Genomic DNA, 26,384 nt, shown 5'->3' with positions numbered 1-26,384 from the left:
CCTAACCCACGGCCAGTTGAATTTTCACTGGTGGCTGCCGGTCTACGGCTGCACTGGTCTATAACTAACCTGCTTTTCGCAAGTCATGAGGTAGAACATGAGCGACGACGATCTGGAAAACGACGACCTCGAAGTAGGCGACGAAGACGAGGGTGATGAAGGCCTGGAAGCGGCGGCTGACGACGGCGCCGAAGACGCTGGCGATGACGACAGCAGCCCGGCACCCGCTGCCAAGGGCAAATCCAAGGCGGCCGTCTCGGTAGACGAGATGCCGAGCATGGAAGCCAAGCAGAAAGAGCGTGATGCACTGGCCAAGGCGATGGAGGAATTCCTTTCTCGCGGTGGCAAGGTGCAGGAAGTCGAGGCCAACGTGGTCGCCGACCCGCCCAAGAAGCCGGACAACAAGTACGGCAGCCGCCCTATCTGAGTGGCTGATCGCAAAAAAGCCCGCCGTCGCTGCGGGCTTTTTTGTGGGTGCTGGAAAATTGGAGAAATTTCCCACAAGAAAAAAGGACGCATCTGATAGATCTTATTTGCGCCGCCAGGCAAGCATCACGCTTCAAGCCTGGAGGATTTATGGACAAATTGGTTCGTCGTCGCGAGCTTTGCAAGGAAGACTTGCTCAGGGTGGAAGACCCTTTTTTTGCTGAGGGGAAAGTAAGGCGCGCGCTCTCAAGCTGGGAATACTTGCAAGGCAAGACTGAGTTTTTGGAGGATTGCGGCATCACTTTCGGGCGAGCGCTCTCTGAGCGAGACCTAGAGAGGCTATTAAAAGAGATCAGGGATGGCAGGTGGCTGTTTTTGACTAGCCATCCATTCAGGCCGATGAGGCTGGATGGCCATTTAGGTGAGGCGCAATGCTTCCCTATACCTGAGCAGAGCAACAGGCAGGCTGAAAACGAAAGAGGCCCCGGTAAATGGCGCACCATCGACATCGATTATGCCGGGTTGAAGAATACATTTGCCATTTTGCAGAACCGCCTGGGTTCGCTAGGTGACGAGGGGCGTCTTTTCGGTTCTGAAGGCAAGGATTATGACAACACCTCGCGTGTCGTGACTCAGCAGTGGGTACCCCTTGATGGCCACGATGATCATTTGGCATCGCGATCAGTCATTCATAGCTATGGCGAGTTACGGGCTATCACGCAACGGTACTTCGAGGGGGAGGACAAGTGGCAGATCAGTGGAAAGTCTTGGCACTGGCAACCCGCTCTTCCGTTTGAAACCTATGAACACCGAGAAAAGAAATGATGCCTTCTGGACGAAAAGCAGAGGGCTGGGTATTGAGGTTTTGGGGAGGACTGGATGCCCTTTACCTACTGCTATACGTCGTAGGTAATATTCGGCGTGGACACTTCCCGGTAGTTACGGACCTGCAGAACATGCTGGGCATTTGGAGCGAGCAAGGCTTGCTCACCGTCGCGCTGATGGTGATCAATGTAGGTTTGCAGGCGTCGATCATTTTCAGCAGTGTGCTTTTGCTGCGCGCCCGAAAAGCGGGAATCTATGTTGGGTTAGCACAAATACCTTGGAGGCTGCTGTTCGCTGTGCCGTCGCTTTCGGTGTTGTTGGTTTGGGCCAGTTTGGTAACTGACTACAACCCGTGGTTGATGCTCGGTTTGATTGTTACTTCAGAGTTCATCAAAGGCGGCATGTTGATGCGGTTGTTGCGTCGTCAAAAAATGCTTCGCAGGTTTGCTGGCGGTTGAGCAAAGCGGCCCGCAGTCGCTGCGAGTTTTATTGTGCCTGTCAGATTTGTACTGCCTGTGCAGGCCTCTTCGCGGGCTTGCCCGCGAATGGGCCGCAACGCGGCCCCTGTCAGCGCCAGCGCGCGAGGATGTCGGGCAACTGCGACAGCCGCTGGATCTCGGCATCCGGTGCCTGCTCACCTGTCCAGGCCTTGCCTTGCGGGTTGAACCACACGGCCCGCAGCCCGGCGCGCTGGGCGCCGGCGATGTCATCGCCGGGGTGATCGCCAATGTGCACCGCCGCGCTGGCGTCCGCCTCACCACGGCGCAGGGCTTCCAGGAAGGGTGCCGGGTCCGGCTTGCCGATGCCGAGGTCCTCGGCGCACAGGGCAAAGCGGAAGTAGTCCGCCAGCCCCAACCGGCTCACATCGGCATTGCCGTTGGTGACCACGCCCAGGGTGTAGTGATGGCGCAATATCTCCAATACCGGCTGCACCTCGGGGAAGATCTCCACCTGGTGGCGAGCATGCAGGAACACTTCAAAGCCTTCGTTGGCCAGCGCCTGCGCGTGTTTCTCGCTATAGCCGACCTCTTCCAGGGCATGGAACAGCACCCGTCGGCGCAGCGCGCTGATGCGGTGCTTGAGGCCGGGCTCGGCCTGCACCAGGCGCTCGCGGATGGCGAACAAGTGCTCCACCGGCACGCCGCCCAGGATCGGGGCGTTGGCTTCCAGCCAGTCGCGCAGCACGACTTCTGCACTGGCAATGACCGGCGCGGTGTCCCACAGGGTGTCGTCAAGGTCGAAGGTGATCAGCTTGATGCTCATGAGTCTGTGCCTTTGCTGCGTTTGGCCCGAGGGTGGGCGCTGTCGTACACCGCGGCCAGATGCTGGAAGTCCAGGTGGGTGTAGATCTGGGTGGTGCTGATGTCGGCATGGCCGAGCAGCTCTTGCACCGCGCGCAGGTCCTGAGACGATTCCAGTATATGGCTGGCGAAGGAATGGCGAAGCATGTGAGGGTGCAGGTGCTGGCCCAGCTCGCGTTCGCCGGCAGCCTTCACCCGTCGCCGAACGTCCCGAGGGCTGATGCGGTTGCCCTGGCGGGTGATGAACACCGCGCGATCGCGCGGGTTGCCGATGCCGCGCAGGCGGTACCAGGCCTGCAACGCCTCGCGGGCCTTGCGCCCCACTGGCAGTACGCGCGCCTTGCCGCCTTTGCCCAGCACTTGCACCAGGCCGGCGGCGAGGTCGAGGTGATCGAGGTCGAGGTTGGTCAGCTCGGACAGCCGCAGGCCCGACGAGTAGAGCAGCTCCAGGATGGCGTGGTCACGGCGGGCGAAGAAGTCGTCGTCGACGCCACCCTCGAGCAACTGCTGGGCGCGGTCGGTGTCCAGCACCTTGGGCAGCCGTCGTTCACCCTTGGGCGCGCTCAGACTGGTAGCCGGATCGTGCTGGCACAAGCCTTCGCGGATGAGGTAGCGGTACAGGCCACGTACCGCTGAAAGTAGCCGCGCCAGGCTGCGCGAGGACTGGCCGTGGTGGTGCAGGCGGGCGATCAGCTGGCGCAACGGCTGGATCTGCAGCGCCTGCCATTCGGCAATGCCGTGTTCCTTGCAGTAGGCCATGACCTTGTCCAGGTCGCGACGGTAGCCCAGCAATGTGTGCTCCGATACCTGGCGCTCGTTGCGCAGGTGTGCGCAATAAGCCTCCAGCTGGCGTTCCATCAGCGTACCGAGCGCAGGGTCTGGGTAACGCGTGGTACAACGCGGCCCAGCACCTCGGCAATGTAGCCGAGGAACAGGGTGCCGACGCTGCTCTTGTAGTGTTGCGGGTCGCGGCTGCCGATTGCCAGCACCCCATGCAGCCCTTGGTACTCAAGGGCGGCCACGGCGCTGGAGCCTACTTCTCGGCGCTGTTCCTCACCGAACAGGAAAGCCAGCTCGTGTTCGCGCAGGTTGCCACTGACCGTCTTGCCACCGCCCAGCAGGGCACCGATGGCCTGTTGCGCCTCGGCATTGCTGACCCAGCGCCCAACCGGCGCGATGTTGTCACCGAACAGGATCAGGCTGACGAAGGGCACCTGGAACTCCTGGCGCAGGCTGTCTTCGACAGCCATCACCACTTCTTCCAGGCTGCCGGCATCGAGCAGGTCGAGGATCAGCCGGCGGGTCTTGTCGAACAGCCGGTCGTTGTCGCGGGCCACGTCCATCAGTTGCGACAGGCGATGGCGCATCTCGATGTTGCGGTCACGCAGCAGTTTGAGCTGGCGCTCCACCAGCGACACGCTGTCGCCACGCTGGTGGGGGATGCGCTGTTCGAGCAGCAACTCGTCGTGCTCGGCGAAGAAGGTGGGGTGGGCGCGCAGGTAGGCGACCACCGCTTCGGCATCGAGCTCGGCGGACTGCTGGGGTACAACCTGGGGCTGATCGGTCATGGCGGTTACTCGCTTAGAGACGAACCTGTCCTTCGTAGACGCGTACGGCCGGGCCGGTCATCAACACAGGCTTGCCGGGGCCAGCCCATTCGATGTGCAGGCGCCCGCCGGGCAGGTCGAGGGACACCGGGGAGTCCATCCAGCCTTGGCTGATCGCCGCCACGGCTGCGGCGCAGGCGCCGGTACCGCAGGCCTGGGTTTCGCCCGCGCCGCGCTCCCACACGCGCAGGTTGGCGCGGTGGCGGTCGATGACCTGGATGAAGCCGGCATTCACCCGCTGCGGGAAGCGTGGGTGGTTTTCGATCTTCGGGCCCAGTTCATGCACGGGGGCAGTATGCACGTCGTCGACGCGCAGCACGGCGTGCGGGTTACCCATGGACACGGCGGCGATCGAATGCAGCTGGCCGTCGACTTCCAGTGGATAGTTCAGCGCCTGCTCGTCAGCGACGAAGGGGATTTCGGCAGGGTTGAAGCGCGGTGGGCCCATGTCGACACTCACCTGGCCGTCGTTCTGCACGTCCAGCACGATGATGCCGCTCTTGGTTTCCACACGAATGCGCTTTTTCGCGGTCAGGCGCTTGTCCAACACGAAGCGGGCGAAGCAACGCGCACCGTTGCCGCACTGCTCCACTTCGGAGCCGTCGGCGTTGAAAATGCGGTAGCGGAAGTCCACTTCCGGGTTGTTCGGTGCCTCGACGATCAGCAACTGGTCGAAGCCGATACCGGTGTGGCGGTCACCCCATTGCTTGGCGTGCTTGGGCTGGATGTGCGCGTGCTGGCTGACCAGGTCGAGGACCATGAAGTCGTTGCCCAGCCCATGCATCTTGGTAAAACGCAGTAGCATGGGCTTACTCCGGCAGCAGGCTTTCGCCAGCGTACAGTTCGGCGATGGTCTCGCGGCGGCGTACTTCGAACGCCTGGTCGCCGTCGACCAGGATTTCAGCGCAACGGCCACGCGTGTTGTAGTTGGAGCTCATGACAAAACCATAGGCGCCCGCAGACGCTACGGCCAGCAGATCGCCTTCGGCCAGGTTCAGCACGCGGTCCTTGCCCAGGAAGTCGCCGGTCTCGCAGATCGGTCCGACCAGGTCGTAGGCACGGCCTTCGCCCTCGCGGGGCGTTACCGCGCTGACACCCATCCACGCCTGGTACAGGGCTGGTCGGATCAGGTCGTTCATGGCCGCATCGATGATGGCGAAGTCTTTGTGTTCGGTGTGCTTGAGGTATTCCACGCGGGTCAGCAGCACGCCGGCGTTGGCCACGATGTAGCGGCCTGGCTCGAACACCAGGGCCAGGTCGCGCTTGCCTACACGCTCGCGGATGGCCTTGATGTAGTCGGCCACCAGCGGTGGTTCTTCATCGCGGTAGCGCACGCCAACGCCGCCACCCAGGTCCAGATGGCGCAGGTGGATGCCGCAGTCGGCGAGGCGATCGACCAGGTCCAGCAGGCGGTCGAGAGCATCGAGGAAAGGCTCGACGGTGGTCAGCTGCGAACCGATGTGGCAGTCGACACCGACCACTTCCAGGTTCGGCAGCTGCGCGGCGCGCACATAGATGGCCTCGGCGTCGGCGATGGCGATGCCGAACTTGTTTTCTTTGAGGCCGGTGGAGATGTACGGGTGGGTACCGGCGTCGACGTCCGGGTTGACCCGCAGCGAGACCGGGGCCACCTTGCCCATCTCGGCGGCCACCACTTGCAGGCGCTCCAGCTCGTCGGTGGACTCGACGTTGAAGCAGTGCACACCGACGTCCAGGGCACGGCGCATGTCTTCGCGGGTTTTGCCGACGCCGGAGAACACCACGCGGTCAGCGCGCCCGCCAGCGGCCAGTACGCGCTCCAGCTCTCCGCCGGAGACAATGTCGAAACCTGCGCCCAGGCGCGCCAGCACGTTCAGCACGCCAAGGTTGGAGTTGGCCTTGACCGCGAAGCACACCAGGTGCTCGGTGCCTTGCAGGGCGTCGGTATAGCTGCGGTACTGGGCCTCGATGTGGGCGCGCGAATACACATAGGTCGGGGTGCCGAACTGTTCGGCGATAGCCGACAGGGCCACGCCTTCCGCGAACAGCTCACCGTCGCGGTAGTTGAAAGCGTTCATCTGGTTTCCTTACTGCGCTGGCGATTGCTCGGGCTCGGACTGCAGCTCGGGCTGCTGCGCTTGCGCGGGGGCCGGCTTGGCTTTTGGCTGGTGCTGGTGCGCCTTGTGCGCTTTGCCATTATCGCCGTCTTCAGGCAGATACAGCGGGCCTTTCTGGCCGCAGGCCGAAACGAGGCAGGCAACAGCGACCAGCGCCGCGAAGGAGGAAATCAGGCGCTTCATGGGTGAAATCCTTAGAAAAATGCAGTATTGCGCCCGAGTATACCGAGCGACCGGCGGCTTGCCTATGCAAGGGCCAGTCCGCCGGGCGGGCTATTCTTGGCGCCTTCAATGGCTAAACTTTGCATTCGGCGCCCAGCGCCCGTATCTTGCCCGGCTTGCCTGTAACGCAGCCAATTTCGAGGTTCCTGCAATGAGTTTGAGTGAAGCGCGTTTCCATGATCTGGTCGACGCGACCCAACAGGCCCTGGAAGACCTGTTCGACGAGAGCGGCATGGACCTGGACATGGAGAACTCCGCCGGTGTCCTCACCGTCAAGTTCGAAGGCGGCGCCCAGCTGATCTTCAGCCGCCAGGAGCCGCTGCGCCAGCTGTGGCTGGCCGACCGTTCCGGTGGTTTCCACTTCGACTACGACGAAGAGAGCAAGAAGTGGGTGTGCGAGAAGAGCGAAGAGCTGCTGGGCGAAATGCTTGAGCGCATCGTCTGGGAGCGGGCCGGCGAAAAGCTGGACTTCGACGAGATCTGACATGAGCAGCGCCCAGGCCCGGCCACCTAAACCGCTCTTCAGCAACGTCAGCCCTGCCGTGCCTTCGCCTTGCATCAGCGTATGTCGGCTGGATGAACAGCGGGTGTGCACCGGCTGCCACCGGCATGTCGAGCACATTCGCGAATGGCGCTCGGCCGATGACGAACGGCGTCGGCAGATCTGCCGCCAAGCCCAGGCCTTGCGCGAGCAGGCTAAGGCACACTGAGCGCAGGGGCTTGAGTATTTACCCGGCTGTGGTAGTGTCGGGTTCTGCGTCGGTGACGCCAAAGCCTTCTCAAACCCCGCCCTTGGGCGGGGTTTTGCTTTATCTGCACACTGAAAACTGCCTGTTCAAAGGAGTCTGACTGGATCATGAGCACCAAGCCTTCCCTCATCCTCACCCGATTGGACGTACAGCGTCTGGAGCGTCTGATCGACAGCCTCGACGAGAGTACGCCGGGTGTGCTCGCCCTGCAGGACGAGCTGGACCGCGCCGAGCAGGTGGTGGGTCACGAGGAAGTGCCGGCAGGCGTGGTGACCATGAACTCCCGCGTGCACTGCCGTGAGGAAGCCAGTGGCAAGGATTACCACCTGACCCTGGTGTACCCGAAGGATGCCGGGCCGGAAGGCAAGGTCTCGATTTTGGCGCCGATTGGTTGCGCCTTGCTGGGGCTGTCGGTGGGCGAGCAGATCGACTGGCCGGCACCGGGCGGCAAGACCCTCAAGCTGAAACTGCTGGAAGTGGAATACCAGCCGGAAGCGGCGGGCGATTTCGACCTGTAAGACCTGAGGGGGCTGCAAAGCAGCCCCCGGTCATTCCCTCAGTACCTGCTCCAGCCCCTCATTCAACGCCTGCTCCAGCACCCGCTTGTAGCTCAGGTACACCTGCGTCGCCCCCAGCCGGTCATCCAGCAGCTCGGACAAATCCAGGTCGGTGATGTAGCACCGGTACTGTCCGGCACCGCGTCGTTGCCCGATGATCTGCCTGGCCACCACCGCATACAGCTGTTCACCATGCTCCAGCTCGGAAAATTCTTGCTGGCCACAGTACAGCGTCACATGCGCCGCCCCCGCGACACCGGCCTGGATGATGGCCTGCACCTCGTAGTAAGGCTGGTCGATGCCCTCGACCGGGGCCAGGCATGGCTCGATGCTGCGCGCCTTGCCTGTCCCGGCCGGCAACAGCTGTGCGTAGTGGATGTCCAGTGAGGTTGCGCGCTGGCTGTCCAGCGGTAACCGGGCATCGCGGCGCATCACCACCGAACGCAGGAAGCGCTGCAGTGGCAGCAACAGGTGGGATTCGTCATGCAAGGGCAGGCGTTGTTGCCACAGGGCATTGTATTCATCCAGCACATACAGGTCGGCCCAGCCACCTTGCAGGCGATAGAACACCTGGATGCACGCTGGGCGGCCTTGCTCCAGTACCAGGCGCAGGTCGTGGTCTTGCAACGCATTGGCATCCAGGTACAGCGGGCTGTAGGCACTGCGTTCCTCGCCCAGGTGACCCAGCAGCGCATCCTGCTCGGCCAGGGTCGTCAGGCTGACATGCCCGGGTAGCAGCTCCAGAACATGGGTGTGCTGGGCCACTTGCAGCAGGTAGCGGTGGTTCAGGCCCTGGTCCAGCAATAGCTGCACGGTGTCGAAAATTTCCTCCACGCGCTGGCCGATGGCCTGGGCGCGGCTCTGGCAGAAGCAACGCACGCGTAGCCGTGGCCGGTGGCCGCGCAGCACCGGGCTGTTGAGGAAGTCGCGCAGGCAACGCACCAGCGCGTGCTCGCCGTCGTAGCGCTGCACCAGCACCTCGTTCCAGCTGTTCAGGGTGACTTGGTCCAGGGTCAGCACCAGGTTCTCGCGTACGCCGGCATAGCTCAAGGCGTCGGTGCGTTCGGTGGTCATCAGGATATTCAAGTCGCGGTGGTGGCGCAGCGGGTCGACGGCGACGTTGACCAGCAACAGCACCTCGTCGGCGACGCTGGGTTGCAGCAGGCGCACTTCGCTGACAATCGGCAAGGGCAGCGCAATGCTGTGTTGCAGGCAGCCAACCAGGTTGGACAGCTCGTACTCGGTGAGGTCGCTGACACCCGGGTGCAGCGCCAGGCGCGTGCTGCTGTCGATCACGCCATTGCGATGCGCCCAGGCCAGCAGTTCAAGCAGCTCGCGACAGCGTTTGATCGGGCTGAAGTGCTCTACCTCATGGGTATTCAGGTTGCCGGTGTAAATCTCCCAGTGGTTGCTGCCAGGTTCCTTGCGGTTAGGTGCCTGGACCAGGGTCAGGGTGCCTTCGGCAAGGTCCGGGGCGATGCCGGGGTTGATCACTTCGACCTTGCCTGCGCGGCGCTCGAAGGCCGCGTACAGGCGCCGACCCAGCACATTGAGGTCGCGCTGGTCGGCGCGGCTGCTGGCGTTGCGGGTGCGCGCAAACTCGCTGAGGAAGCGGTAGCTATGGTTCAGCTCGGCTACCAGTTCGCGGCGCTCGGCGGCGACCTGCTGCACTTTCCATTGGCTGCGGCTGTCCAGCAGGGCCAACTGACGTTCGTCCCAGCCCCACTCGTCTGCCAGGCGCTGCAGCAGCCGGCGTTGCCAGCCATGGCTGCGACCTTGGTCGCTGAGCTTCTTGTTCACCTTCAGGTACAGGCTGCGCCGTACCAGTTCCAGACGCGCGGGTTCGCCCCGCTGCAGCAGGTAGCGCTCGATGCGCCGGTAGACCATCACATACGGGTCCAGCTCGTCGAGGTCGAGCTGGTTGGCGAACACCGCCTGCTTGTAGTCCAGGCTCAGGCAGCTAACGGCCGGGTGCTCGCTGGCGTAGGCCTCGGTCAGCAGTAGCTTGAGCAGTGATTTATAGGGTGAATCGATACCCTTGAACAACTGCCACAGGCCGGCACCGACGAACTCACCGGAAGGGATGTGCGCCAGGTTACCGAGGTCGAGCGCGTCCTGGCTGCGGATGAAGCGCTTGGTGAGCAAGGTCTGGGTGTAGGCGTGGTAATTGTGTTCCTGATAGACGGGTACCAGCCACCAGAGTGGCGTGCGCCCGGCCAGCCAGAGGGTAGTGCGGTAGAACTCGTCCAGCAGCAGGTAGTGCTGGGTGGTACCGCAGTCGTCGGAGCCCAGTTGGCCATCGCGCTGGCCCTGTGCAAAGCCTTGCGTGTCGATCAGGAAGAAATGCGCCTCGGCGCCCAGGCTGGCTGCCCAATCTTCCAGCAATTGGCACTTGCGGCGCAGTTCATCCAGCAGCGGCTCAGGCAAGCCGGGCGCGTGGCACACCCACAGGTCCATGTCGCTGTGTTCGGCCTGTGCCAGCGAGCCCAGGCTGCCCATCAGGAACAGGCCGTGGATCGGGCGTGGCGGGTTGCCATGGCGGGCCTTGTAGGTGAACGAGCGCGCCAGGCGCTGGGCCTCGGCCACCCGGTCGGCGCTTGGCTCGTAACCCGACACGCCCGCCGGGGTGCTGCCCGAGACGTAACCCGGCAACAACGGATGGTTCACATGGAACAGCAGCGGCAGCAGCGTCAGTACCTGTTGCTGGCGCGTCGACAGGCCTTCCATGGCCCGCTGCAGCCGCCCTTGGTTCAGCCGCAGGAAGCGCGCACGCAACGTCGCCAGGACCTTGCGGTCGATGCCTTCGTCCAGGTCGGGGCGGATTTCGTGAGGGTGGTTCATTGCGCACTCGGGCAGGCCAGTGGAGCTGTGGCGAGTTTAGCCTGAGTGGCGGGGTCGGATAAGCGGCAATTGAAATATTGGCGCCATTTTTACAGCGCTTGCCGGGCGGCTGCAGTTTTCACCGAGCTTGAGGCATGATGGGGGTCTTGAATTCATGAAGAGTAGTCCGATGCGTGTATGGATCGATGCCGACGCCTGTCCCAAGGCGGCCAAGGATCTGATCGTCAAGTTCGCCCTCAAGCGCAAGTTCGAAGTGGTGATGGTGGCGGGCCAGGCCGTGGCCAAGCCGGCGTTCGCGATCGTGCGGCTGATCGTGGTGCCCAGCGGCATGGATGCGGCCGACGATTACCTGGTGGAGCACGCCGTGCCTGGCGAACTGGTGATCTGCAGTGATGTGCCGCTGGCTGACCGCCTGGTGAAAAAGGGTGTGGCGGCGCTGGACCCGCGCGGGCGCGAATTCGACGAACGCAACATGGGCGACCGCCTGGCGGCGCGCAACCTGTTTACCGACCTGCGTGAGCAGGGCCAGGTGGGGGGAGGGCAGGCGGCCTATGGTGAGCGCGACAAGCAGGCGTTTGCCAATGCGCTGGACCGCATCATTGCCCGCCTATCCAAGCCCTGAGGCGACCCTGCGAGGGCATGGTGTGGGTTAACTGTCTTCTGCAAATACTGGAAGCTTGCGCGGTACCTGTGGGAGCGGGCTTGCCCGCGAACACGGGCGAAGCCCGTGCCATCCACCGCGGTGTCTGCTTCGCGGGCTTGCCCGCTCCCACAGGGATTTGCGTAATACTTGCGGGTTACTCGTGTGTGAGTTCCAGCACCCGGTCCACCAGCTTGTAGATCCCGCCAGCCGCCTCGCTGATCGACTTCGCCTCCATGTACGCCGGTGTCGTCACCAGCTTGCGCTGGGTATCTTCGACAATATCGTGCACATCGCACTCTTCATGGGTGCCGCCCATCTTCGTCACGGCCGCCGCAGTGCCTGCGTCGGTGCCGATGGTGCAGACCACGCCTGGTCCATAGATCTTCGCCGCCAGCGCCGGCGAGATGCAGATCAGGCCTACCGGCTTGCAGGCGTCGGCAAAGGCTTCGGCCAGGGCCAGTACGTCCGGGTTGACGGTGCAGTTGGCGCCTTCCACGGCGAAGTTGGACAGGTTCTTCGCCGCACCAAAACCGCCAGGCACGATCAGCGCATCGAAGTCATCGGCCTTGGCCTCGCGGATGTCCTTGACCTCGCCACGCGCAATGCGCGCCGATTCCACCAGCACATTGCGCGACTCCGGCATTTCTTCGCCGGTCAGGTGGTTGATGACATGCATCTGCGCAATGTTCGGTGCGAAGCACTGCACCTGCGCACCGCGCTGGTCGAGGCGCAGCAGGGTGATCACGCTTTCGTGGATTTCGGCGCCGTCATACACGCCACAGCCGGAAAGAATCACCGCTACTTTTTTTGTCATGTTCACTACTCCTGAGTCGAGGCGCTAAATGTCCTCTAGTTTGGCAGATGTCGCCATAGGGGTTGCTGCTAGCGCGGCCTAATCTTGAGGGATACCGCCTGAGGCCGTACCCATGGACCTGATACTGCTGGCCGTGCCGTTCTTCTTCGTGCTGATCGCCGTGGAGCTGGTGGCCGACCGTGTGCGCGGCCAGCGCAACTTCACGTTGGCCGACTCGATCAACAGCCTGAGTACCGGCGCGTTGTCGACCAGCACCGGGTTGCTGACCAAAGGTGTAGGGCTGGTGACCTATGCCCTGGCGTTCGAACACCTGTCGCTGGTGCGCCTGCCGCCCGAGGCCTGGTGGGTGTGGCTGCTGGCATTCGTCCTGTACGACTTCTGCTACTACTGGCTGCACCGCCTGGGCCATGAGCGCAACGTGCTGTGGGCCGCGCATTCGGTGCATCACCAGAGCGAGGAGTACAACCTCACCACGGCGCTGCGCCAGACCAGCAGCGGCTTCATCTTCTCGTGGGTGTTCTACTTGCCGCTGGCGCTGCTCGGCGTGCCGCCATTGGTATTCATCACCGTGGCATCGCTCAACCTGCTGTACCAGTTCTGGGTGCATACCCGGCACATTCCCAAGCTTGGCTGGCTTGAGTGGGTGTTGATCACGCCCTCCAACCATCGTGTCCACCATGCGCAAAACCCTGCTTATCTGGATCGCAACTACGGCGGCGTGTTCATTCTCTGGGACCGTCTGTTCGGCACCTTCAAAGAAGAAGACCCGGCCGAACCGGTCGTGTTCGGGGTGACCACGCCGCTGGCCAGCTGGAACCCGCTGTGGGCCAACCTGCAGTTCTATGCCCAGCTCTGGCATGACGCCCGGCGCGCCACAAGCCTGTGGGACAAGCTGCGCATCTGGTTCATGCCCACCGGTTGGCGCCCGGCCGATGTGGCCGCACGCTACCCGCAGGCCAAGCAGGACCTGGCGCTGTTTCGCAAGTTCGAGATTGCCCTGGGTCGTGCCCAGCAGGCCTATGTGGCGGTGCAGTTCGTGCTTTATGTGGCGTTGGGCAGCTACTTGATGGATGTGGCCGAGCGCGTGCCAGTCGCTGCGTTGGTGCTCGGCTGGTCGCTGATGGGGTTTGGCTTGTTCGTGCTGGGCGCGTTGCTGGAGAACCGGCCCTGGGCTGCGCGCCTGGAACTGACGCGGCTGGTGGTGAATGCGCCGGCGCTGTACCTGGCTGGCGCACTGGGCCTAGCGGTGGTCGCGCCGCTGGCCTGGGTCCTGTTCGTGGTCTACAGCCTGCTCAGCCTCTGGAGCCTGGGCCTCGCTCGCCGCCTTGCGCTCCGCGCGCAGGGTGCGGAAGCGCCGGCGCAGCCACAGCAGGGCGCCCAGCCCCAGCAGGCCACCGAGCACCCATAGCTCGTAACGCTTCACGTTGCCCAGCAGGCCTTCGAGGATGGCGCCGAAATGATACGCGGCCGCGCCCAGCGCTATTGCCCAGATGGCTGCGCCAATCCCGTTGAGCAGCAGGTAGCGGCGCGGCGGGTAACCAGACAGCCCAATGGCCACCGGCATGACCGTGCGCAGGCCATACACGAAGCGGAAGCTCAGCACCCAGATGTCGGGGTGGCGACGGATGTGGTCCAGCGCCCGGTCACCCATGGCCTGCCAGCGCGGCTTGCGCGCCAAAATCCTGCGCCCGTGGCGGCGGCCCATGAAGTACCACAGCTGGTCGCCGGCGTAGCTGCCGAAGAACGCCACCAGGCACACCAGGTTGATGTCCATGTAACCGCGGAACGCAAGAAAACCCGCAAGCACCAAGATGGTCTCGCCTTCGAAGAAGGTGCCTAGAAAAAGGGCGAAGTAGCCGAAATCCTGCAGGAATTGTTGAAGCATTTTCTGAGGTGCTGGCGAAATGAACGCGAAGCCTACCCCTTCGCGCGCATTCGTGAAAGTGTCCAAATGTGTCTCGACATGAACAATCCCTACTCTGACAATGCCAGGGGCCACGCGCTATGGCTTGCCCTGGCGTGTAACACAGGCGTCATAATGGGCGCTTATCTTGCCGCTCAATTGATGATAGGGCGTTAACGTCCTCAGGAACGCCAGATGAATAACGAAGTGCTCACCCCTGTCGCGATCAAGGATGCCCAGGAGCTCCCAGAAGAGATGGTGCAAACCCCGCCAGACCTGCCGCCGGCACCCGAGCCTGAGCCTGCAGCGGAACTGGTGGCGGAGCCTGTGGCCCCGGCGCCCGCGCCTGCCCCGGCAATCGCCGTCCCTGGCCTGGACGACAGCAGCCTGTACATTCATCGCGAGCTCTCGCAGTTGCAGTTCAACATCCGCGTGCTGGAGCAGGCGCTGGACGAGAACTACCCGCTGCTCGAACGCCTCAAGTTCCTGTTGATCTTCTCCAGCAACCTCGACGAGTTCTTCGAGATCCGCGTTGCCGGCTTGAAGAAGCAGATCAACTTCGCCCGTGAACAGGCCGGCGCGGACGGCCTGCAGCCGCACCAGGCGCTGGCACGCATCAGCGAACTGGTGCATATCGAGGTAGAACGCCAGTACGCGATCCTCAACGATGTGCTGTTGCCGGAGCTGGAAAAGCACCAGATCCGCTTCATTCGCCGCCGTTACTGGACGCCCAAGCTCAAGACCTGGGTGCGCCGCTACTTCCGCGACGAAATCGCCCCGATCATCACCCCGATCGGCCTCGACCCGACGCACCCGTTCCCGCTGCTGGTGAACAAAAGCCTCAACTTCATCGTCGAGCTCGAAGGTGTCGACGCCTTCGGCCGCGACTCGGGCCTGGCGATCATCCCGGCTCCCCGCCTGCTGCCGCGGGTTATCCGCGTGCCGGAAGAGGTGGGGGGGCCAGGCGCCAACTACGTATTCCTGTCGTCGATGATCCACGCGCATGCCGATGACCTGTTCCAGGGCATGAAGGTGAAGGGCTGCTACCAGTTCCGCCTGACCCGTAACGCCGACCTGGCGCTGGACTCCGAAGAGGTCGACGACCTCGCCCGTGCCCTGCGCGGCGAGCTGTTCTCACGCCGTTACGGCGATGCCGTGCGCCTGGAAGTGGCCGACACCTGCCCGAAACACCTGTCGGACTACCTGCTCAAGCAGTTCAGCCTCAGTGAAAGCGAGCTGTACCAGGTCAATGGCCCGGTCAACCTCACCCGCCTGTTCAGCATTACCGGCCTGGACAGCCACCCGGAGTTGCAATACACGCCGTTCACCCCGGCAATCCCCAAGCTGCTGGTGAACGCCGACAACATTTTCAGTGTGATCGGCAAGCAGGACATCCTGCTGATGCACCCGTTCGAGTCCTTCACCCCGGTGATCGACCTGCTGCGCCAGGCCGCCAAGGACCCGCATGTGCTGGCCGTACGCCAGACCCTTTACCGCTCCGGGGCCAACTCGGAAATCGTCGACGCCCTGGTGGACGCGGCGCGTAACGGCAAGGAGGTCACTGCGGTGATCGAATTGCGCGCGCGCTTCGACGAAGAGTCCAACCTGCAGATGGCCAGCCGCCTGCAAGCAGCCGGTGCGGTGGTGATCTACGGCGTGGTCGGCTTCAAGACCCACGCCAAGATGATGCTGATCCTGCGCCGCGAGCAGGGCGAGATCGTGCGTTACGCGCACCTGGGTACCGGCAACTACCACGCCGGTAACGCCCGCCTGTACACCGACTACAGTCTGCTGACCTCTGACGACGCCCTCACCGAGGACGTCGGCAAGCTGTTCAGCCAACTGATCGGCATGGGCAAGACCCTGCGCATGAAAAAGCTGCTGCACGCGCCGTTCACCCTGAAGAAGGGCATGCTCGACATGATCGCGCGGGAAACCCAGTTTGCCCTCGAAGGCAAACCGGCGCACATCATTGCCAAGTTCAACTCGCTGACCGATGCCAAGGTCATCAAGGCGCTGTACAAGGCCAGCCAGTCGGGCGTGAAGATCGACCTGGTGGTGCGTGGCATGTGCTGCCTGCGCCCAGGCATTCCGGGGGTTTCACACAATATCCAGGTGCGCTCGATCATCGGCCGCTTCCTGGAGCACACGCGGGTGTTCTACTTCCTCAATGGCGGCGAAGAGCAGATCTACCTGTCCAGTGCCGACTGGATGGAGCGCAACCTCGACAAGCGTGTCGAGACTTGCTTCCCGGTGGAGGGCAAGAAGCTGTTGCTGCGGGTGAAAAAGGAGCTGGAAGGCTACCTGACCGACAACACCCACGCCTGGACTTTGCAGCCGGACGGGCGCTATGTGCGCATCACCCCGACGGGCAACCAGAACCCGCGCAGTGCCCAGGCGACCCTGCTGGAGCGCCTGAGCAACCCGCTCCTCAACGTACGCTGAGGACGAAGCCGACCCGGGCCAGCCACTCCGCCTCGTTGGCGAAGTCGGCCTGGGTCAGCTGGTTCTGCTCCAGCCAGCCTTCCGGGAAGGCCACATCCAGGCTGTTGTCGCCGGCCTTCAGTTCCACCTTTGGCATTTGCTGGTTGCCGCGGATGTGGTGGAACAGGATGGCGAAGCGCAGCAACACGCACAGGCGGATCAGTTGCACGCCTTCATCGCCGAACTCGGCGAACTTGTCCTTGGGGATGTTGCGGCGGTGGCCGCGCACCAGCAAGGCCATCATCTGCTGGTCCTCGCGGGAGAAGCCCGCCAGGTCGGAGTGCTCGATCAGGTAGGCGCCGTGCTTGTGGTAGTGATAGTGGGCGATATCGAGGCCGACTTCGTGCACTTTCGCCGCCCAGCCCAGCAGATCGCGCCAGTTTCCATCTTTCAGCTGCCAAGCGTCAGCCACTTGATCGAAGGCGTGCAGGGCTTTGCGCTCGACGCGCGCTGCCTGGCCCTGGTCCACATGGTAGCGCTCCATCAGCGAATTGAGCGTTCGCTCACGCACATCTTCGTGGTGGTGGCGCCCCAGCAGGTCGAACAGCACGCCTTCGCGCAGGGCGCCGTCGCAGTGGTCCATGCGCTGCAGTTCCAGGGCGTCGAAGATTGCTTCGAGAATCGCCATGCCCGCCGGGAAGATGGTGCGGCGGTCCGGCTTGATACCGTCGAAGTCGATCTTGTCGACCTCGCCCAGCTTGAACAGCTTGCGCTTGACCCAAGCCAGGCCCTCCGCGTTGACCTCACCATTGCCCAGACCGCCGGCCTTGATGGCGGCGCCGATGGCGCGAATGGTGCCGGACGAGCCGATGGCCTCATCCCAGGTCAGGCGATGCAGGGCGTGCTCGATGCTCATCAGTTCCAGGCGTGCGGCGGTGTAGGCCTGGGCATAGCGCGCCGGGGTGATCTTGCCGTCGCGGAAGTAGCGCTGGGTGAAGCTGACGCAGCCCATCTGCAGGCTTTCGCGCAGCAGCGGCTCGAAGCGCTGGCCGATGATGAACTCGGTACTGCCGCCGCCAATGTCGGCCACCAGGCGCTTGCCGGGTGTATCGGCCAGGGTGTGGGACACACCCAGGTAGATCAGGCGCGCCTCTTCACGGCCGGAGATGACCTCCACCGGGTGGCCAAGGATGGCTTCGGCACGCTGGATGAATGCATTGCGGTTGCGCGCTTCGCGCAGGGCGTTGGTGCCCACGATGCGCACGGCGCCAGCCGGCATGCCGTTGATCAGCTGGGCGAAGCGCTTGAGGCATTCGAGGCCTCGTTCCATGGCTTCTTCGCTAAGCAGGCGGTCCTCGCCGATGCCGGCGGCCAGCTGAACCTTCTCGCCGAGCCGCTCGAGAATGCGGATTTCGGTATGGTGGGCCTTGGCCACGACCATATGGAAACTGTTGGAGCCAAGGTCGATGGCAGCGATCAGGGACAGGTTCTTCGCGATGGTATGCGGCATGATCTGGTTGTTCTCGGTCGTTAACCCGGCAATCGTGCCACGATAGCAGGCTGTCGCCAACGCGTGACACGCAGCCGGTGTGCTGGCCTTGATGCAAGGCAATGTGCCATTCGATTCTATGACGGCTGTGTGACAGTTTCGATTCGCGGCGTCTTGCACAACTATAGTTACACTCAATCGTCCGTGGCTTCCTGTAGGCGGCGGGGGCGGCTATGATGGGCAACGTTTTTATTGCTTACGACCTTGGAGATTTCCATGAGCGACAAAATCAAACACGTCACCGACGCCAGCTTCGACGCCGATGTACTGCAGGCTCAAGGCCCGGTGCTGGTCGACTACTGGGCTGAATGGTGCGGCCCATGCAAGATGATCGCTCCGGTTCTGGACGACATCGCTGCCACCTACGAGGGCAAGCTGACCGTCGCCAAGCTGAACATCGACGAGAATCAGGAAACGCCGGCCAAGCACGGCGTGCGTGGTATCCCGACGTTGATGCTGTTCAAGAACGGCAACGTCGAAGCCACCAAGGTTGGTGCACTGTCCAAATCGCAGCTGGCCGCGTTCCTCGACGCCCACCTGTGATGTGAAAAGGCCCCGCAAATGCGGGGCTTTTCTTTTTCAGAGCACTAGACGCAGAAAAAAGCAAGTGTTACATTCGGCCTCGCACTGCTTTTCCAGTGCCCTCTACACGCCGTCGCCGAAGCATCCCTAATTCGAATCAGTACGCGATCCTGTCGCCATCTAGCGGCGCGGCCTCATTAAGCCAGAAGCTTAATTCTCCCTTCTTACATGATTACGTCACTCCCCTTATGAACCTGACTGAACTCAAGCAAAAGCCGATTACCGATCTTTTGGAAATGGCCGAACAGATGGGCATCGAAAACATGGCCCGTTCGCGCAAACAGGACGTGATTTTCGCCCTGCTGAAGAAGCACGCGAAAAGCGGCGAAGAGATCTCGGGTGACGGCGTGCTGGAGATTCTCCAGGATGGCTTCGGTTTCCTGCGTTCGGCTGATGCGTCCTACCTGGCCGGCCCAGACGATATCTACGTCTCGCCCAGCCAGATCCGCCGTTTCAACCTGCGTACCGGCGACACCATCGTCGGCAAGATCCGCCCACCGAAGGAGGGGGAGCGTTACTTCGCCCTGCTGAAGGTCGACACCATCAACTTCGACCGCCCGGAAAACGCGAAGAACAAGATCCTCTTCGAAAACCTGACGCCGCTGTTCCCGAACAAGCGCCTGAAGATGGAAGCCGGTAACGGCTCCACCGAAGACTTGACCGGTCGTGTCATCGACCTGTGCGCCCCGATCGGCAAAGGCCAGCGTGGCCTGATCGTTGCACCGCCAAAAGCGGGCAAGACGATCATGCTGCAAAACATCGCGGCCAACATCACCCGTAACAACCCCGAGTGCCACCTGATCGTCCTGCTGATCGACGAGCGCCCGGAAGAAGTGACCGAAATGCAGCGCACCGTGCGCGGCGAAGTGGTCGCCTCCACCTTCGACGAGCCGCCAACCCGCCATGTGCAGGTTGCCGAAATGGTGATCGAGAAGGCCAAGCGCCTGGTCGAGCACAAGAAGGACGTGGTCATCCTGCTGGACTCCATCACCCGTCTGGCGCGTGCCTACAACACCGTGATCCCGAGCTCCGGCAAGGTGCTGACCGGTGGTGTCGACGCCCACGCCCTGGAGAAGCCGAAGCGCTTCTTTGGTGCTGCGCGTAACATCGAGGAAGGCGGCTCGCTGACCATCATCGCCACCGCGCTGGTCGAAACCGGCTCGAAGATGGACGAAGTGATCTACGAAGAGTTCAAGGGCACCGGCAACATGGAGCTGCCACTGGACCGCCGCATCGCCGAGAAGCGTGTGTTCCCGGCCATCAACATCAACCGTTCCGGTACCCGCCGCGAAGAGCTGCTGACCGCCGACGACGAACTGCAGCGCATGTGGATCCTGCGCAAGCTGCTGCACCCGATGGACGAAATCGCCGCCATCGAGTTCCTGGTCGACAAGCTCAAGCAGACCAAGACCAACGACGAGTTCTTCTTGTCGATGAAGCGCAAGTAAGCTTCCCGAGCAGGCAGTAATTGGGGCCGCTTCGCGCCCCTTCGCGGGCAAGCCCGCTCCCACAGGGTCAGTGCGATCCTTGTGGGAGCGGGCTTGCCCGCGAAGGGCTGCGAAGCGGCCCCAATGCATTTTTGCCCCCAAACAAAGACCGAACGGCGCTACACTCTGCACCCCCGACCGATACGGCCAACACGAGGCTCATGCATGCAGTATCGCGACTTGCGCGACTTCATCCGTGGCCTGGAGCAGCGCGGCGAACTCAAGCGCATCCAGGTTCCGATCTCCCCTGTTCTGGAAATGACCGAGGTCTGCGACCGCACCTTGCGTGCCAAGGGCCCGGCGTTGCTGTTCGAAAAGCCCACCGGCTTCGACATCCCGGTACTTGGTAACCTGTTCGGTACGCCAGAGCGCGTGGCCATGGGCATGGGCGCCGAGTCGGTCGACGAACTGCGCGAGATCGGCAAGTTGCTGGCGTTCCTCAAGGAACCCGAGCCGCCGAAAGGCCTGAAGGACGCCTGGTCCAAGCTGCCGATCTTCAAGAAGGTCGTGTCGATGGCGCCAAAAGTGGTCAAGGACGCGGTGTGCCAGGAAGTGGTGGTCGAGGGTGACGATGTCGACCTCGGTGCGTTGCCGATCCAGCACTGCTGGCCCGGCGATGTGGCGCCACTGATTACCTGGGGGCTTACCGTTACGCGTGGCCCGAACAAGGACCGACAGAACCTGGGCATCTACCGCCAGCAGGTGATCGGCCGGAACAAGGTCATCATGCGCTGGCTCAGCCATCGTGGTGGCGCCCTCGACTACCGCGAGTGGTGCGAGAAAAACCCAGGCCAGCCGTTCCCGGTTGCCGTGGCGCTGGGCGCTGACCCGGCGACCATCCTTGGCGCTGTGACCCCGGTACCGGACACCCTCTCCGAGTACGCCTTCGCGGGCCTGCTGCGCGGTAATCGTACCGAGCTGGTCAAGTGCCGAGGCAGCAACCTGCAGGTGCCGGCCACCGCCGAAATTATCCTGGAAGGTGTGATCCACCCGGGCGAAATGGCCCCGGAAGGCCCGTACGGCGACCACACCGGGTACTACAACGAAGTGGACAGCTTCCCGGTGTTCACCGTCGAGCGCATCACTCACCGGCAGAAACCGATCTACCACAGCACCTACACCGGCCGTCCGCCAGATGAGCCGGCGATTCTCGGTGTGGCGCTGAACGAAGTGTTCGTGCCAATCCTGCAGAAGCAGTTCCCGGAAATCACCGACTTCTACCTGCCGCCGGAAGGCTGTTCGTACCGCATGGCCGTGGTTACTATGAAAAAGCAGTACCCGGGCCACGCCAAGCGCGTGATGCTGGGTGTGTGGTCGTTCCTGCGACAGTTCATGTACACCAAGTTCGTTATTGTCACCGATGACGATATCAACGCCCGCGACTGGAACGATGTGATCTGGGCCATTACCACGCGCATGGACCCCAAGCGTGATACGGTGATGATCGACAACACCCCGATCGACTACCTCGACTTCGCGTCGCCGGTATCGGGATTGGGGTCGAAGATGGGCCTGGACGCCACGCACAAGTGGCCGGGCGAGACTACACGCGAATGGGGACGGGTCATCGTCAAGGACGAAGCCGTCACCCGCCGTATCGATGAGCTGTGGGATCAGTTGGGAATAGATTGATGCAGGTAACGTTGCAGCCGTCCGGGGCGGTGCTGGCGCTCGAACCCGGGGAGCGGATCCTGGATGGAGCGCGGCGGTTGGGCTATGACTGCCCGAACAGCTGCCGCAATGGTAATTGCCATGTCTGCGCCGCGTTGTTGGTCGAAGGCCGGGTACGCCAGGATGGCGAAGTCCGCGACCATGGCGAGTTGTTCACCTGCATCGCCGAACCGCTGGAGGACTGTGTGTTGCTCTGGGATGGTGTGCTCGCCCTGGGCGAGCTGCCGGTGCGCAAGCTGGCGTGCAGCGTCAGTGAGTGCGTCGACGTCGGTGGCGACGTCTGGCGGGTGCGTTTGCGCGCGCCAGCCGGCAAGCCGCCGCGCTACCACGCCGGGCAGTACCTGATGATCGAGCGCGAGGGCGGCAAGCAGGCGGCCTTCTCGCTGGCCTCCGCGCCCCACGCCGGGCGTGAGCTGGAGCTGCATGTGCTGGCGCGTGAGCCCAGTGCACTGCAACTGATCGAGCAACTCAAGCGTGACGGTCTGGCGCGCATCGAAATGCCCTTTGGCGACACCCACCTGGCCGAGTTGCCTGAGGGGCCGCTGGTGCTGATTGCCGCTGGCACCGGCATGGGCCAGATGCACAGCCTGCTCGAGCACTGCCGAGCCCAGGGCTTCAAGCACCCGGTGCACCTGTACTGGGGTGTGCGCAGGCCAGAAGATTTCTACCAGATCGAGCACTGGGAAGAATGGCAGCGCCTGCCCAACCTGTTCCTGCATCAGGTCGTCAGCGACCTGTGTGGCTGGGAAGGCCGTTGCGGCATGTTGCACGAAGCGGTTTGCGAGGACATTGCCGACCTCAATACCGTGCATGTGTATGCCAGTGGTTCGCCAAACATGATCTACGCCACCCTCGATGCCCTGGTCGAAGCCGGCATGGATGCGCACCGCATGCGTGCGGATGTGTTTGCCTACGCACCACGCGGTTAATAACCGAAGTTCGAGAGTGTGGGTATAAGGCGGTAATTGTTACCGCCTTGGCTAATAACTTTCACCGTTGTTGAAACAGTACTCCCCAGTCGTCGGAACCGCGCATGAAACACTGACGCGAGGGCTTGAGTATTCCTGCAGTTCTGGCCTATGGTTACTGCAAGCGCCCTTGGTATAGAGGCTTTGGGCCGCACCGTAATCGAATCTCGCTACATCCGTAGTTCACAGGGATAATGGCGGCAGCTTATGTCGGCACTTGAAAGTATGTCCTGGGAAGTTTCATATCCTCCGGCACTCGACTTCGGTCAGCAACATACTCACGACCAGTTGTTCAACTCCATGAAGACGACCATGTCGCGCCATCAGGGTGGGCCCGTGTGGTTGTTTGCCTATGGTTCGTTGATCTGGCGGCCGGAGTGCAATTCGGTAGAACGCCAGCGCGCGCGGGTGCACGGTTACCATCGGGGCTTGTACCTGTGGTCGCACGAACACCGTGGCACCCCGGAAACCCCTGGACTGGTGTTTGGCCTGGACCGGGGTGGCTCTTGCAGCGGTTTTGCCTACCGGCTGGATGAAAGCAACCTGGATGACTCGCTGATGGCCTTGTGGCAGCGGGAGATGCCGTACCCGGCTTACCGGCCACACTGGCTCACCTGCCGGCTGGGCGATGGCAGCAAGGTGCAGGCCCTGGGTTTTGTGCTGGAGCGGCATTTGCCGTGCTATGCGGGGAACCTGCCGGATACCTTGCTCAGCCAGATCCTGGCCAGTGCCAAGGGGCGTTATGGCACCACGCGTGATTATGTCGAACAGACCTTGAATGCCCTGCGCAGCCACCAGATGCCCGATCGCAACCTGGAGGCACGGTTCCGGCGCTGCCATAACCTGCGCGAAGTGTGAGTAACCTGTACCGGCCCTTTCGCGGGCAAGCCCGCTCCCACAGGTACTGCACATTTCTCAAGGTCGGTGCAATCCCTGTGGGAGCGGGCTTGCCCGCGAAAGGGCCAGAACTGTCTTACCTAGCCAGCACTACCAACTTACCCACAGCCTGCCGTTGCCCCAGTTTCTCAATGGCAGCCCCGGCCTCGGCCAGTGGATAAGTCTGCGACACCAGCGGCTTCAACCTGCCTTCGGCATGCCAGGCAAACAGCTGCCTGAAGTTGGCCGCGTTATCTTCCGGCTGGCGCTGTGCAAACGCTCCCCAGAACACGCCCATCACTGCCGCGCCCTTGAGCAATACCAAGTTTGCCGCAAGTTGCGGGATGGCTCCGCTGGCAAAACCCACCACCAGCAACCGGCCATTCCAGGCCAGCCCGCGCACTGCCTGCTCGAACAGTTCGCCGCCCACCGGGTCGTAGATGACGTCCACACCCTGACCGCCGGTCAGGCGTTTGATCTCGTCGCGCAGGCTGGCCTGGCTGTAGTCGATCAGCTTATCCGCCCCGGCCGCCTTGGCCACGGCCAGTTTCTCGGCGCTGCTGGCCGCCGCGATCACCCGCGCGCCCATGGCCTTGCCGATCTCCACAGCAGCCAGGCCGACCCCGCCCGATGCGCCCAGTACCAGCAGCGTCTCGCCCGCTTGCAACTGGCCGCGCTGACGCAAAGCATGCATGGACGTGCCGTAGGTCATGCCGAACGCCGCAGCGGTGGTGAAGTCCATGCTCGCCGGGATCGGCAGCACGTTGTAGAACGGCACCGCCACCTGCTCGGCAAACGCGCCCCAGCCGGTCAGCGCCATGACTCGGTCACCCACCTTGAACGCGCCAGCCTTTTCCCCGACTGCGGCCACCACGCCTGCGGCTTCGCCGCCAGGGGAGAACGGCAACGGCGGCTGGAACTGGTACTTGCCTTCGATGATGAGGGTATCGGGGAAGTTGACCCCGGCGGCCTGCACATCCAGCAGGATCTCGTTCTTCTTCGGCAGCGGGCTGGCCACGTCTTCCAGCACCAGGTTGCGCGCCGGGCCCAGGGTTTTGCACAACACAGCTTTCATCGGGGCTATTCCTTTGCGGGTAGTGGCCGATAAGTGTAGGAGGGCCGCCTGCCGGGTCAACGAGCATGGCCCGTCCTGATGTGTAGGCATAAGTGGCGGCATAAGCCCGGGCTTGGGTTTGAGCGGTGTGCTGGGTAAGCTGGCGCCAACTGTATTGAGGAGCGAATTCGTGAAAGCGTGGATCTTGATGGTACTGGCGCTGCTGCTGCCGGCTGCGGCCATGGCCGAGGAAGCCAAGGAAGGGGCGCCCAAGGTCGCCTACATCAGCCTGAGCCCGCCCTTTGTCGGCAACTATGCCCTCGACGGCGGCCCACGGCTGCGCGTGTACAAGGCTGACGTGGCCCTGCGCGTGACCGGTGACGAAGCGGCCAAGGCGGTGAAGCACCACGAACCGCTGATCCGCAACCAACTGGTGGCGCTGTTCACCCAGCAGACGGTGGACAGCATGAGTAATGTCGAAGCCAAGGAAAATCTTCGCCAAGAGGCGCTGAAGCAGGTGCAGCAGGTGATGGAAGCGGAAGAGGGCAAGCCGATTGTTGAAGATCTGTTGTTCAACAACCTGATCGTGCAGTAACTCGCTTTATCTGAGCTGGCTCGGTCTGGGTAGAAATGCTTTCAATGACCTAGCAGGGACTTGTGGGAGCGGGCTTTCGTTCAGGACGCCAGGCTCCGGCGAAACCGCGCCAGCGCTACGCTGAAGAACACCAGACCGATCAGGCCCAGCGCCAGGATATCCGGCCACACCACCGTCCAGCCGGCATCCCGGAACAGGATCGCCGCACCCAGGCTGACGAAGTGCGTCGACGGCGACCCCTGCATCACCCACTGCAACCACTGCGGCATGCTGTCCAGCGGGGTGCTGCCACCAGACAGCAACAGCATCGGGATGATTACCGGGATCGCCAGCAGGCCGAACTGGGGCGTCGAGCGTGCCAGGGTGGCGAGGAAGATGCCCAGCGCGGTACTGGCAAACAGGTACAGCGCCGTCACGGCCAGGAACAGCCCCATCGAGCCGGACAGCGGCACGCCCAGTGCGCCTTTCACCACGACCACCAGCGAAATCCAGGTGCAGATCACCACTACCAAGGCGTTGCTGCCGATCTTGGCCAGCATGATCTCCAATGCCGTCAGCGGCAGCACCAGCAGGTGGTCGAGGGTGCCATGCTCACGTTCGCGCAGCAGCGCAGTGCCGGTGAGGATGATCGCCAGAATGGTAATGTTGTTGACGATCTGGATCACCGCCAGGAACCAGCCACCCTCCAGGTTGGGGTTGAACAATGCCTTGGGGTTGATCAGCACCGGGCTTTGCACGTTGCCACGCGGGCTGTAGTCGAGCAGCTCGCGCTCGAAGATGCGGCCGATGTAGCCGGCGCCCATGAACGCCTGGCTCATGGCCGTGGCGTCGACGTTGATTTGCAGCTCCGGCGAGCGACCGGCCAGCAAGTCGGCCTGGAAGTTCACCGGCACATTGATCACGAACGTGTACTGGCCGCTGTCCATGGCCTGGTCCAGGTGCTCCGGTGCCAGCGGCACGGCGGGCTGGAACTCGGGCGGCTGCAGGGCTTCGCTGAGCTTGCGCGAGAGCAGGCTGTGGTCTTCGTCCACCACGGCGACGCTGGCGTTGTGCACGCCGATCACCGAGCCGGCTGCCGGCATGTAGATCGCCACGCTGAAGGCATACAGCAAAAACAGCAGCAGCACGCTGTCATGACGCAGGCTGGTCAGTTCTTTCAGGCCCAGGCGCAGGGTGTGGTTCAGGCGCGACATG

General features: G+C 62.8%; 26 protein-coding genes and 1 pseudogene. 15 read left to right on the top strand and 12 right to left on the bottom strand.

Annotated elements, in window-relative coordinates; all coding sequences use genetic code 11:
* Nucleotides 1-97: 97 nt before the first annotated feature.
* From sutA to QQL85_RS07245, 3 genes are all read left to right on the top strand, one after another.
* A complete protein-coding gene (gene sutA, locus QQL85_RS07255; RefSeq protein WP_201207493.1) occupies nucleotides 98-427 on the top strand; it encodes a transcriptional regulator SutA in 330 nt (109 codons plus the stop codon).
* A gap of 149 nt (nucleotides 428-576) precedes the next feature.
* The gene (locus tag QQL85_RS07250) at nucleotides 577-1,251 is read left to right on the top strand and encodes a hypothetical protein (RefSeq protein WP_284353016.1); all 675 of its coding nucleotides are present in this window, start codon (nucleotides 577-579) and stop codon (nucleotides 1,249-1,251) included.
* A 131-nt stretch (nucleotides 1,252-1,382) separates the two neighbouring features.
* On the top strand, nucleotides 1,383-1,709 hold the full coding sequence (locus tag QQL85_RS07245) for a hypothetical protein (RefSeq protein ID WP_284353017.1): 327 nt from the start codon (nucleotides 1,383-1,385) through the stop codon (nucleotides 1,707-1,709).
* Between the two features lie 109 nt (nucleotides 1,710-1,818).
* On the opposite strand, the gene QQL85_RS07240 is transcribed toward QQL85_RS07245, so the two are convergent.
* Genes QQL85_RS07240 through lptM form a run of 6 tightly spaced genes read right to left on the bottom strand, consistent with a single transcriptional unit; the run spans nucleotide 1,819 to nucleotide 6,438 of the window.
* On the bottom strand, nucleotides 1,819-2,514 hold the full coding sequence (locus QQL85_RS07240) for an HAD family hydrolase (RefSeq protein WP_284353018.1): 696 nt from the start codon (nucleotides 2,512-2,514) through the stop codon (nucleotides 1,819-1,821).
* Nucleotides 2,511-3,410, bottom strand: coding sequence for a tyrosine recombinase XerC (gene xerC / locus QQL85_RS07235; protein ID WP_284353019.1), 900 nt, complete (start codon nucleotides 3,408-3,410; stop codon nucleotides 2,511-2,513). The genes QQL85_RS07240 and xerC overlap by 4 nt, the downstream gene beginning before the upstream one ends.
* The gene (locus tag QQL85_RS07230; protein ID WP_284353020.1) at nucleotides 3,410-4,120 is read right to left on the bottom strand and encodes a DUF484 family protein; all 711 of its coding nucleotides are present in this window, start codon (nucleotides 4,118-4,120) and stop codon (nucleotides 3,410-3,412) included. Before QQL85_RS07230 ends, xerC begins: the two co-directional genes overlap by 1 nt.
* Before the next feature lie 13 nt (nucleotides 4,121-4,133).
* Entirely contained in the window at nucleotides 4,134-4,964 is an 831-nt protein-coding gene (gene dapF / locus QQL85_RS07225) for a diaminopimelate epimerase (RefSeq protein ID WP_284353021.1), read from the bottom strand.
* A gap of 4 nt (nucleotides 4,965-4,968) precedes the next feature.
* Nucleotides 4,969-6,216 carry a diaminopimelate decarboxylase gene (gene lysA / locus QQL85_RS07220; RefSeq protein ID WP_284353022.1) on the bottom strand — a complete coding sequence of 416 codons (1,248 nt, stop codon included), beginning with the start codon at nucleotides 6,214-6,216 and terminating at the stop codon, nucleotides 4,969-4,971.
* 9 nt (nucleotides 6,217-6,225) lie between these two features.
* A complete protein-coding gene (gene lptM / locus QQL85_RS07215) occupies nucleotides 6,226-6,438 on the bottom strand; it encodes an LPS translocon maturation chaperone LptM (RefSeq protein ID WP_284353023.1) in 213 nt (70 codons plus the stop codon).
* Nucleotides 6,439-6,628: 190 nt separating this feature from the next.
* On the opposite strand from lptM, the gene cyaY reads away from it, so the two are divergent.
* From cyaY to rnk, 3 genes are all read left to right on the top strand, one after another.
* Nucleotides 6,629-6,961, top strand: coding sequence for an iron donor protein CyaY (gene cyaY / locus QQL85_RS07210; RefSeq protein WP_012274777.1), 333 nt, complete (start codon nucleotides 6,629-6,631; stop codon nucleotides 6,959-6,961).
* Between the two features lies 1 nt (nucleotide 6,962).
* Nucleotides 6,963-7,187: a DUF1289 domain-containing protein gene (locus QQL85_RS07205; RefSeq protein WP_284353024.1), complete on the top strand. Its 225-nt coding sequence runs from the start codon at nucleotides 6,963-6,965 to the stop codon at nucleotides 7,185-7,187.
* A gap of 146 nt (nucleotides 7,188-7,333) precedes the next feature.
* Nucleotides 7,334-7,744: a nucleoside diphosphate kinase regulator gene (rnk, locus tag QQL85_RS07200; RefSeq protein ID WP_016712630.1), complete on the top strand. Its 411-nt coding sequence runs from the start codon at nucleotides 7,334-7,336 to the stop codon at nucleotides 7,742-7,744.
* A gap of 30 nt (nucleotides 7,745-7,774) precedes the next feature.
* Here rnk and QQL85_RS07195 read toward each other — a convergent pair whose 3' ends face one another.
* Nucleotides 7,775-10,624, bottom strand: a complete 2,850-nt coding sequence (locus QQL85_RS07195; protein ID WP_284353025.1) for a class I adenylate cyclase — start codon at nucleotides 10,622-10,624, stop codon at nucleotides 7,775-7,777.
* A gap of 169 nt (nucleotides 10,625-10,793) precedes the next feature.
* On the opposite strand from QQL85_RS07195, the gene QQL85_RS07190 reads away from it, so the two are divergent.
* Complete coding sequence (locus QQL85_RS07190) at nucleotides 10,794-11,246, top strand: YaiI/YqxD family protein (protein ID WP_284353026.1); 453 nt, start codon at nucleotides 10,794-10,796, stop codon at nucleotides 11,244-11,246.
* A gap of 175 nt (nucleotides 11,247-11,421) precedes the next feature.
* Here the strand turns inward: QQL85_RS07190 and elbB are convergent, their stop codons facing one another.
* The gene (gene elbB, locus QQL85_RS07185) at nucleotides 11,422-12,081 is read right to left on the bottom strand and encodes an isoprenoid biosynthesis glyoxalase ElbB (protein ID WP_284353027.1); all 660 of its coding nucleotides are present in this window, start codon (nucleotides 12,079-12,081) and stop codon (nucleotides 11,422-11,424) included.
* A gap of 112 nt (nucleotides 12,082-12,193) precedes the next feature.
* Here elbB and QQL85_RS07180 point away from each other — a divergent pair.
* Nucleotides 12,194-12,820 (top strand): annotated as a pseudogene (locus QQL85_RS07180) (sterol desaturase family protein); the annotation flags it as partial.
* Between the two features lie 501 nt (nucleotides 12,821-13,321).
* Here the strand turns inward: QQL85_RS07180 and QQL85_RS07175 are convergent.
* Entirely contained in the window at nucleotides 13,322-13,966 is a 645-nt protein-coding gene (locus QQL85_RS07175) for a DedA family protein (RefSeq protein WP_284353028.1), read from the bottom strand.
* Between the two features lie 213 nt (nucleotides 13,967-14,179).
* Here QQL85_RS07175 and ppk1 point away from each other — a divergent pair, with 213 nt between their 5' ends.
* The gene (gene ppk1, locus QQL85_RS07170; RefSeq protein WP_284353029.1) at nucleotides 14,180-16,429 is read left to right on the top strand and encodes a polyphosphate kinase 1; all 2,250 of its coding nucleotides are present in this window, start codon (nucleotides 14,180-14,182) and stop codon (nucleotides 16,427-16,429) included.
* Here the strand turns inward: ppk1 and ppx are convergent.
* On the bottom strand, nucleotides 16,416-17,918 hold the full coding sequence (ppx, locus tag QQL85_RS07165; RefSeq protein WP_284353030.1) for an exopolyphosphatase: 1,503 nt from the start codon (nucleotides 17,916-17,918) through the stop codon (nucleotides 16,416-16,418). The genes ppk1 and ppx overlap by 14 nt on opposite strands.
* A gap of 255 nt (nucleotides 17,919-18,173) precedes the next feature.
* Here ppx and trxA point away from each other — a divergent pair, with 255 nt between their 5' ends.
* The 5 genes from trxA to QQL85_RS07140 all read left to right on the top strand — a co-directional run bounded on the left by trxA (nucleotide 18,174) and on the right by QQL85_RS07140 (nucleotide 23,523).
* A complete protein-coding gene (trxA, locus tag QQL85_RS07160) occupies nucleotides 18,174-18,500 on the top strand; it encodes a thioredoxin TrxA (protein WP_016712622.1) in 327 nt (108 codons plus the stop codon).
* Between the two features lie 227 nt (nucleotides 18,501-18,727).
* Nucleotides 18,728-19,987: a transcription termination factor Rho gene (rho, locus tag QQL85_RS07155; RefSeq protein WP_003253661.1), complete on the top strand. Its 1,260-nt coding sequence runs from the start codon at nucleotides 18,728-18,730 to the stop codon at nucleotides 19,985-19,987.
* Between the two features lie 204 nt (nucleotides 19,988-20,191).
* Nucleotides 20,192-21,658: a 4-hydroxy-3-polyprenylbenzoate decarboxylase gene (gene ubiD / locus QQL85_RS07150; RefSeq protein WP_016489755.1), complete on the top strand. Its 1,467-nt coding sequence runs from the start codon at nucleotides 20,192-20,194 to the stop codon at nucleotides 21,656-21,658.
* On the top strand, nucleotides 21,658-22,626 hold the full coding sequence (locus tag QQL85_RS07145; protein WP_284353031.1) for a CDP-6-deoxy-delta-3,4-glucoseen reductase: 969 nt from the start codon (nucleotides 21,658-21,660) through the stop codon (nucleotides 22,624-22,626). The genes ubiD and QQL85_RS07145 overlap by 1 nt, the downstream gene beginning before the upstream one ends.
* Before the next feature lie 246 nt (nucleotides 22,627-22,872).
* Nucleotides 22,873-23,523: a gamma-glutamylcyclotransferase gene (locus tag QQL85_RS07140; protein ID WP_016712620.1), complete on the top strand. Its 651-nt coding sequence runs from the start codon at nucleotides 22,873-22,875 to the stop codon at nucleotides 23,521-23,523.
* A 115-nt stretch (nucleotides 23,524-23,638) separates the two neighbouring features.
* On the opposite strand, the gene QQL85_RS07135 is transcribed toward QQL85_RS07140, so the two are convergent.
* Nucleotides 23,639-24,616, bottom strand: a complete 978-nt coding sequence (locus QQL85_RS07135; protein ID WP_284353032.1) for an NADPH:quinone oxidoreductase family protein — start codon at nucleotides 24,614-24,616, stop codon at nucleotides 23,639-23,641.
* A gap of 169 nt (nucleotides 24,617-24,785) precedes the next feature.
* Between QQL85_RS07135 and QQL85_RS07130 the strand changes: the two genes are divergently transcribed.
* Nucleotides 24,786-25,190: a flagellar basal body-associated protein FliL gene (locus tag QQL85_RS07130; RefSeq protein ID WP_284353033.1), complete on the top strand. Its 405-nt coding sequence runs from the start codon at nucleotides 24,786-24,788 to the stop codon at nucleotides 25,188-25,190.
* An 80-nt stretch (nucleotides 25,191-25,270) separates the two neighbouring features.
* On the opposite strand, the gene QQL85_RS07125 is transcribed toward QQL85_RS07130, so the two are convergent.
* Complete coding sequence (locus tag QQL85_RS07125) at nucleotides 25,271-26,383, bottom strand: ABC transporter permease (RefSeq protein WP_284353034.1); 1,113 nt, start codon at nucleotides 26,381-26,383, stop codon at nucleotides 25,271-25,273.
* Nucleotide 26,384: the final 1 nt, after the last annotated feature.

Source organism: Pseudomonas putida (assembly GCF_030159595.1).
Taxonomy (GTDB): domain Bacteria; phylum Pseudomonadota; class Gammaproteobacteria; order Pseudomonadales; family Pseudomonadaceae; genus Aquipseudomonas; species Aquipseudomonas putida_AC.
Note: the sequence above shows the minus strand (reverse complement) of the source record. Positions and strands in the feature narration are given on the sequence as shown.

Bases quoted from the DNA above. Each gene is read 5' to 3' on its own strand.
- sutA (WP_201207493.1), top strand. From the start codon at position 98: ATGAGCGACGACGATCTGGAAAACGACGACCTCGAAGTAGGCGACGAA.
- QQL85_RS07250 (WP_284353016.1), top strand. From the start codon at position 577: ATGGACAAATTGGTTCGTCGTCGCGAGCTTTGCAAGGAAGACTTGCTC.
- QQL85_RS07245 (WP_284353017.1), top strand. From the start codon at position 1,383: ATGCTGGGCATTTGGAGCGAGCAAGGCTTGCTCACCGTCGCGCTGATG.
- QQL85_RS07240 (WP_284353018.1), bottom strand. From the start codon at position 2,514: ATGAGCATCAAGCTGATCACCTTCGACCTTGACGACACCCTGTGGGAC.
- xerC (WP_284353019.1), bottom strand. From the start codon at position 3,410: ATGGAACGCCAGCTGGAGGCTTATTGCGCACACCTGCGCAACGAGCGC.
- QQL85_RS07230 (WP_284353020.1), bottom strand. From the start codon at position 4,120: ATGACCGATCAGCCCCAGGTTGTACCCCAGCAGTCCGCCGAGCTCGAT.
- dapF (WP_284353021.1), bottom strand. From the start codon at position 4,964: ATGCTACTGCGTTTTACCAAGATGCATGGGCTGGGCAACGACTTCATG.
- lysA (WP_284353022.1), bottom strand. From the start codon at position 6,216: ATGAACGCTTTCAACTACCGCGACGGTGAGCTGTTCGCGGAAGGCGTG.
- lptM (WP_284353023.1), bottom strand. From the start codon at position 6,438: ATGAAGCGCCTGATTTCCTCCTTCGCGGCGCTGGTCGCTGTTGCCTGC.
- cyaY (WP_012274777.1), top strand. From the start codon at position 6,629: ATGAGTTTGAGTGAAGCGCGTTTCCATGATCTGGTCGACGCGACCCAA.
- QQL85_RS07205 (WP_284353024.1), top strand. From the start codon at position 6,963: ATGAGCAGCGCCCAGGCCCGGCCACCTAAACCGCTCTTCAGCAACGTC.
- rnk (WP_016712630.1), top strand. From the start codon at position 7,334: ATGAGCACCAAGCCTTCCCTCATCCTCACCCGATTGGACGTACAGCGT.
- QQL85_RS07195 (WP_284353025.1), bottom strand. From the start codon at position 10,624: ATGAACCACCCTCACGAAATCCGCCCCGACCTGGACGAAGGCATCGAC.
- QQL85_RS07190 (WP_284353026.1), top strand. From the start codon at position 10,794: ATGCGTGTATGGATCGATGCCGACGCCTGTCCCAAGGCGGCCAAGGAT.
- elbB (WP_284353027.1), bottom strand. From the start codon at position 12,081: ATGACAAAAAAAGTAGCGGTGATTCTTTCCGGCTGTGGCGTGTATGAC.
- QQL85_RS07175 (WP_284353028.1), bottom strand. From the start codon at position 13,966: ATGCTTCAACAATTCCTGCAGGATTTCGGCTACTTCGCCCTTTTTCTA.
- ppk1 (WP_284353029.1), top strand. From the start codon at position 14,180: ATGAATAACGAAGTGCTCACCCCTGTCGCGATCAAGGATGCCCAGGAG.
- ppx (WP_284353030.1), bottom strand. From the start codon at position 17,918: ATGCCGCATACCATCGCGAAGAACCTGTCCCTGATCGCTGCCATCGAC.
- trxA (WP_016712622.1), top strand. From the start codon at position 18,174: ATGAGCGACAAAATCAAACACGTCACCGACGCCAGCTTCGACGCCGAT.
- rho (WP_003253661.1), top strand. From the start codon at position 18,728: ATGAACCTGACTGAACTCAAGCAAAAGCCGATTACCGATCTTTTGGAA.
- ubiD (WP_016489755.1), top strand. From the start codon at position 20,192: ATGCAGTATCGCGACTTGCGCGACTTCATCCGTGGCCTGGAGCAGCGC.
- QQL85_RS07145 (WP_284353031.1), top strand. From the start codon at position 21,658: ATGCAGGTAACGTTGCAGCCGTCCGGGGCGGTGCTGGCGCTCGAACCC.
- QQL85_RS07140 (WP_016712620.1), top strand. From the start codon at position 22,873: ATGTCGGCACTTGAAAGTATGTCCTGGGAAGTTTCATATCCTCCGGCA.
- QQL85_RS07135 (WP_284353032.1), bottom strand. From the start codon at position 24,616: ATGAAAGCTGTGTTGTGCAAAACCCTGGGCCCGGCGCGCAACCTGGTG.
- QQL85_RS07125 (WP_284353034.1), bottom strand. From the start codon at position 26,383: ATGTCGCGCCTGAACCACACCCTGCGCCTGGGCCTGAAAGAACTGACC.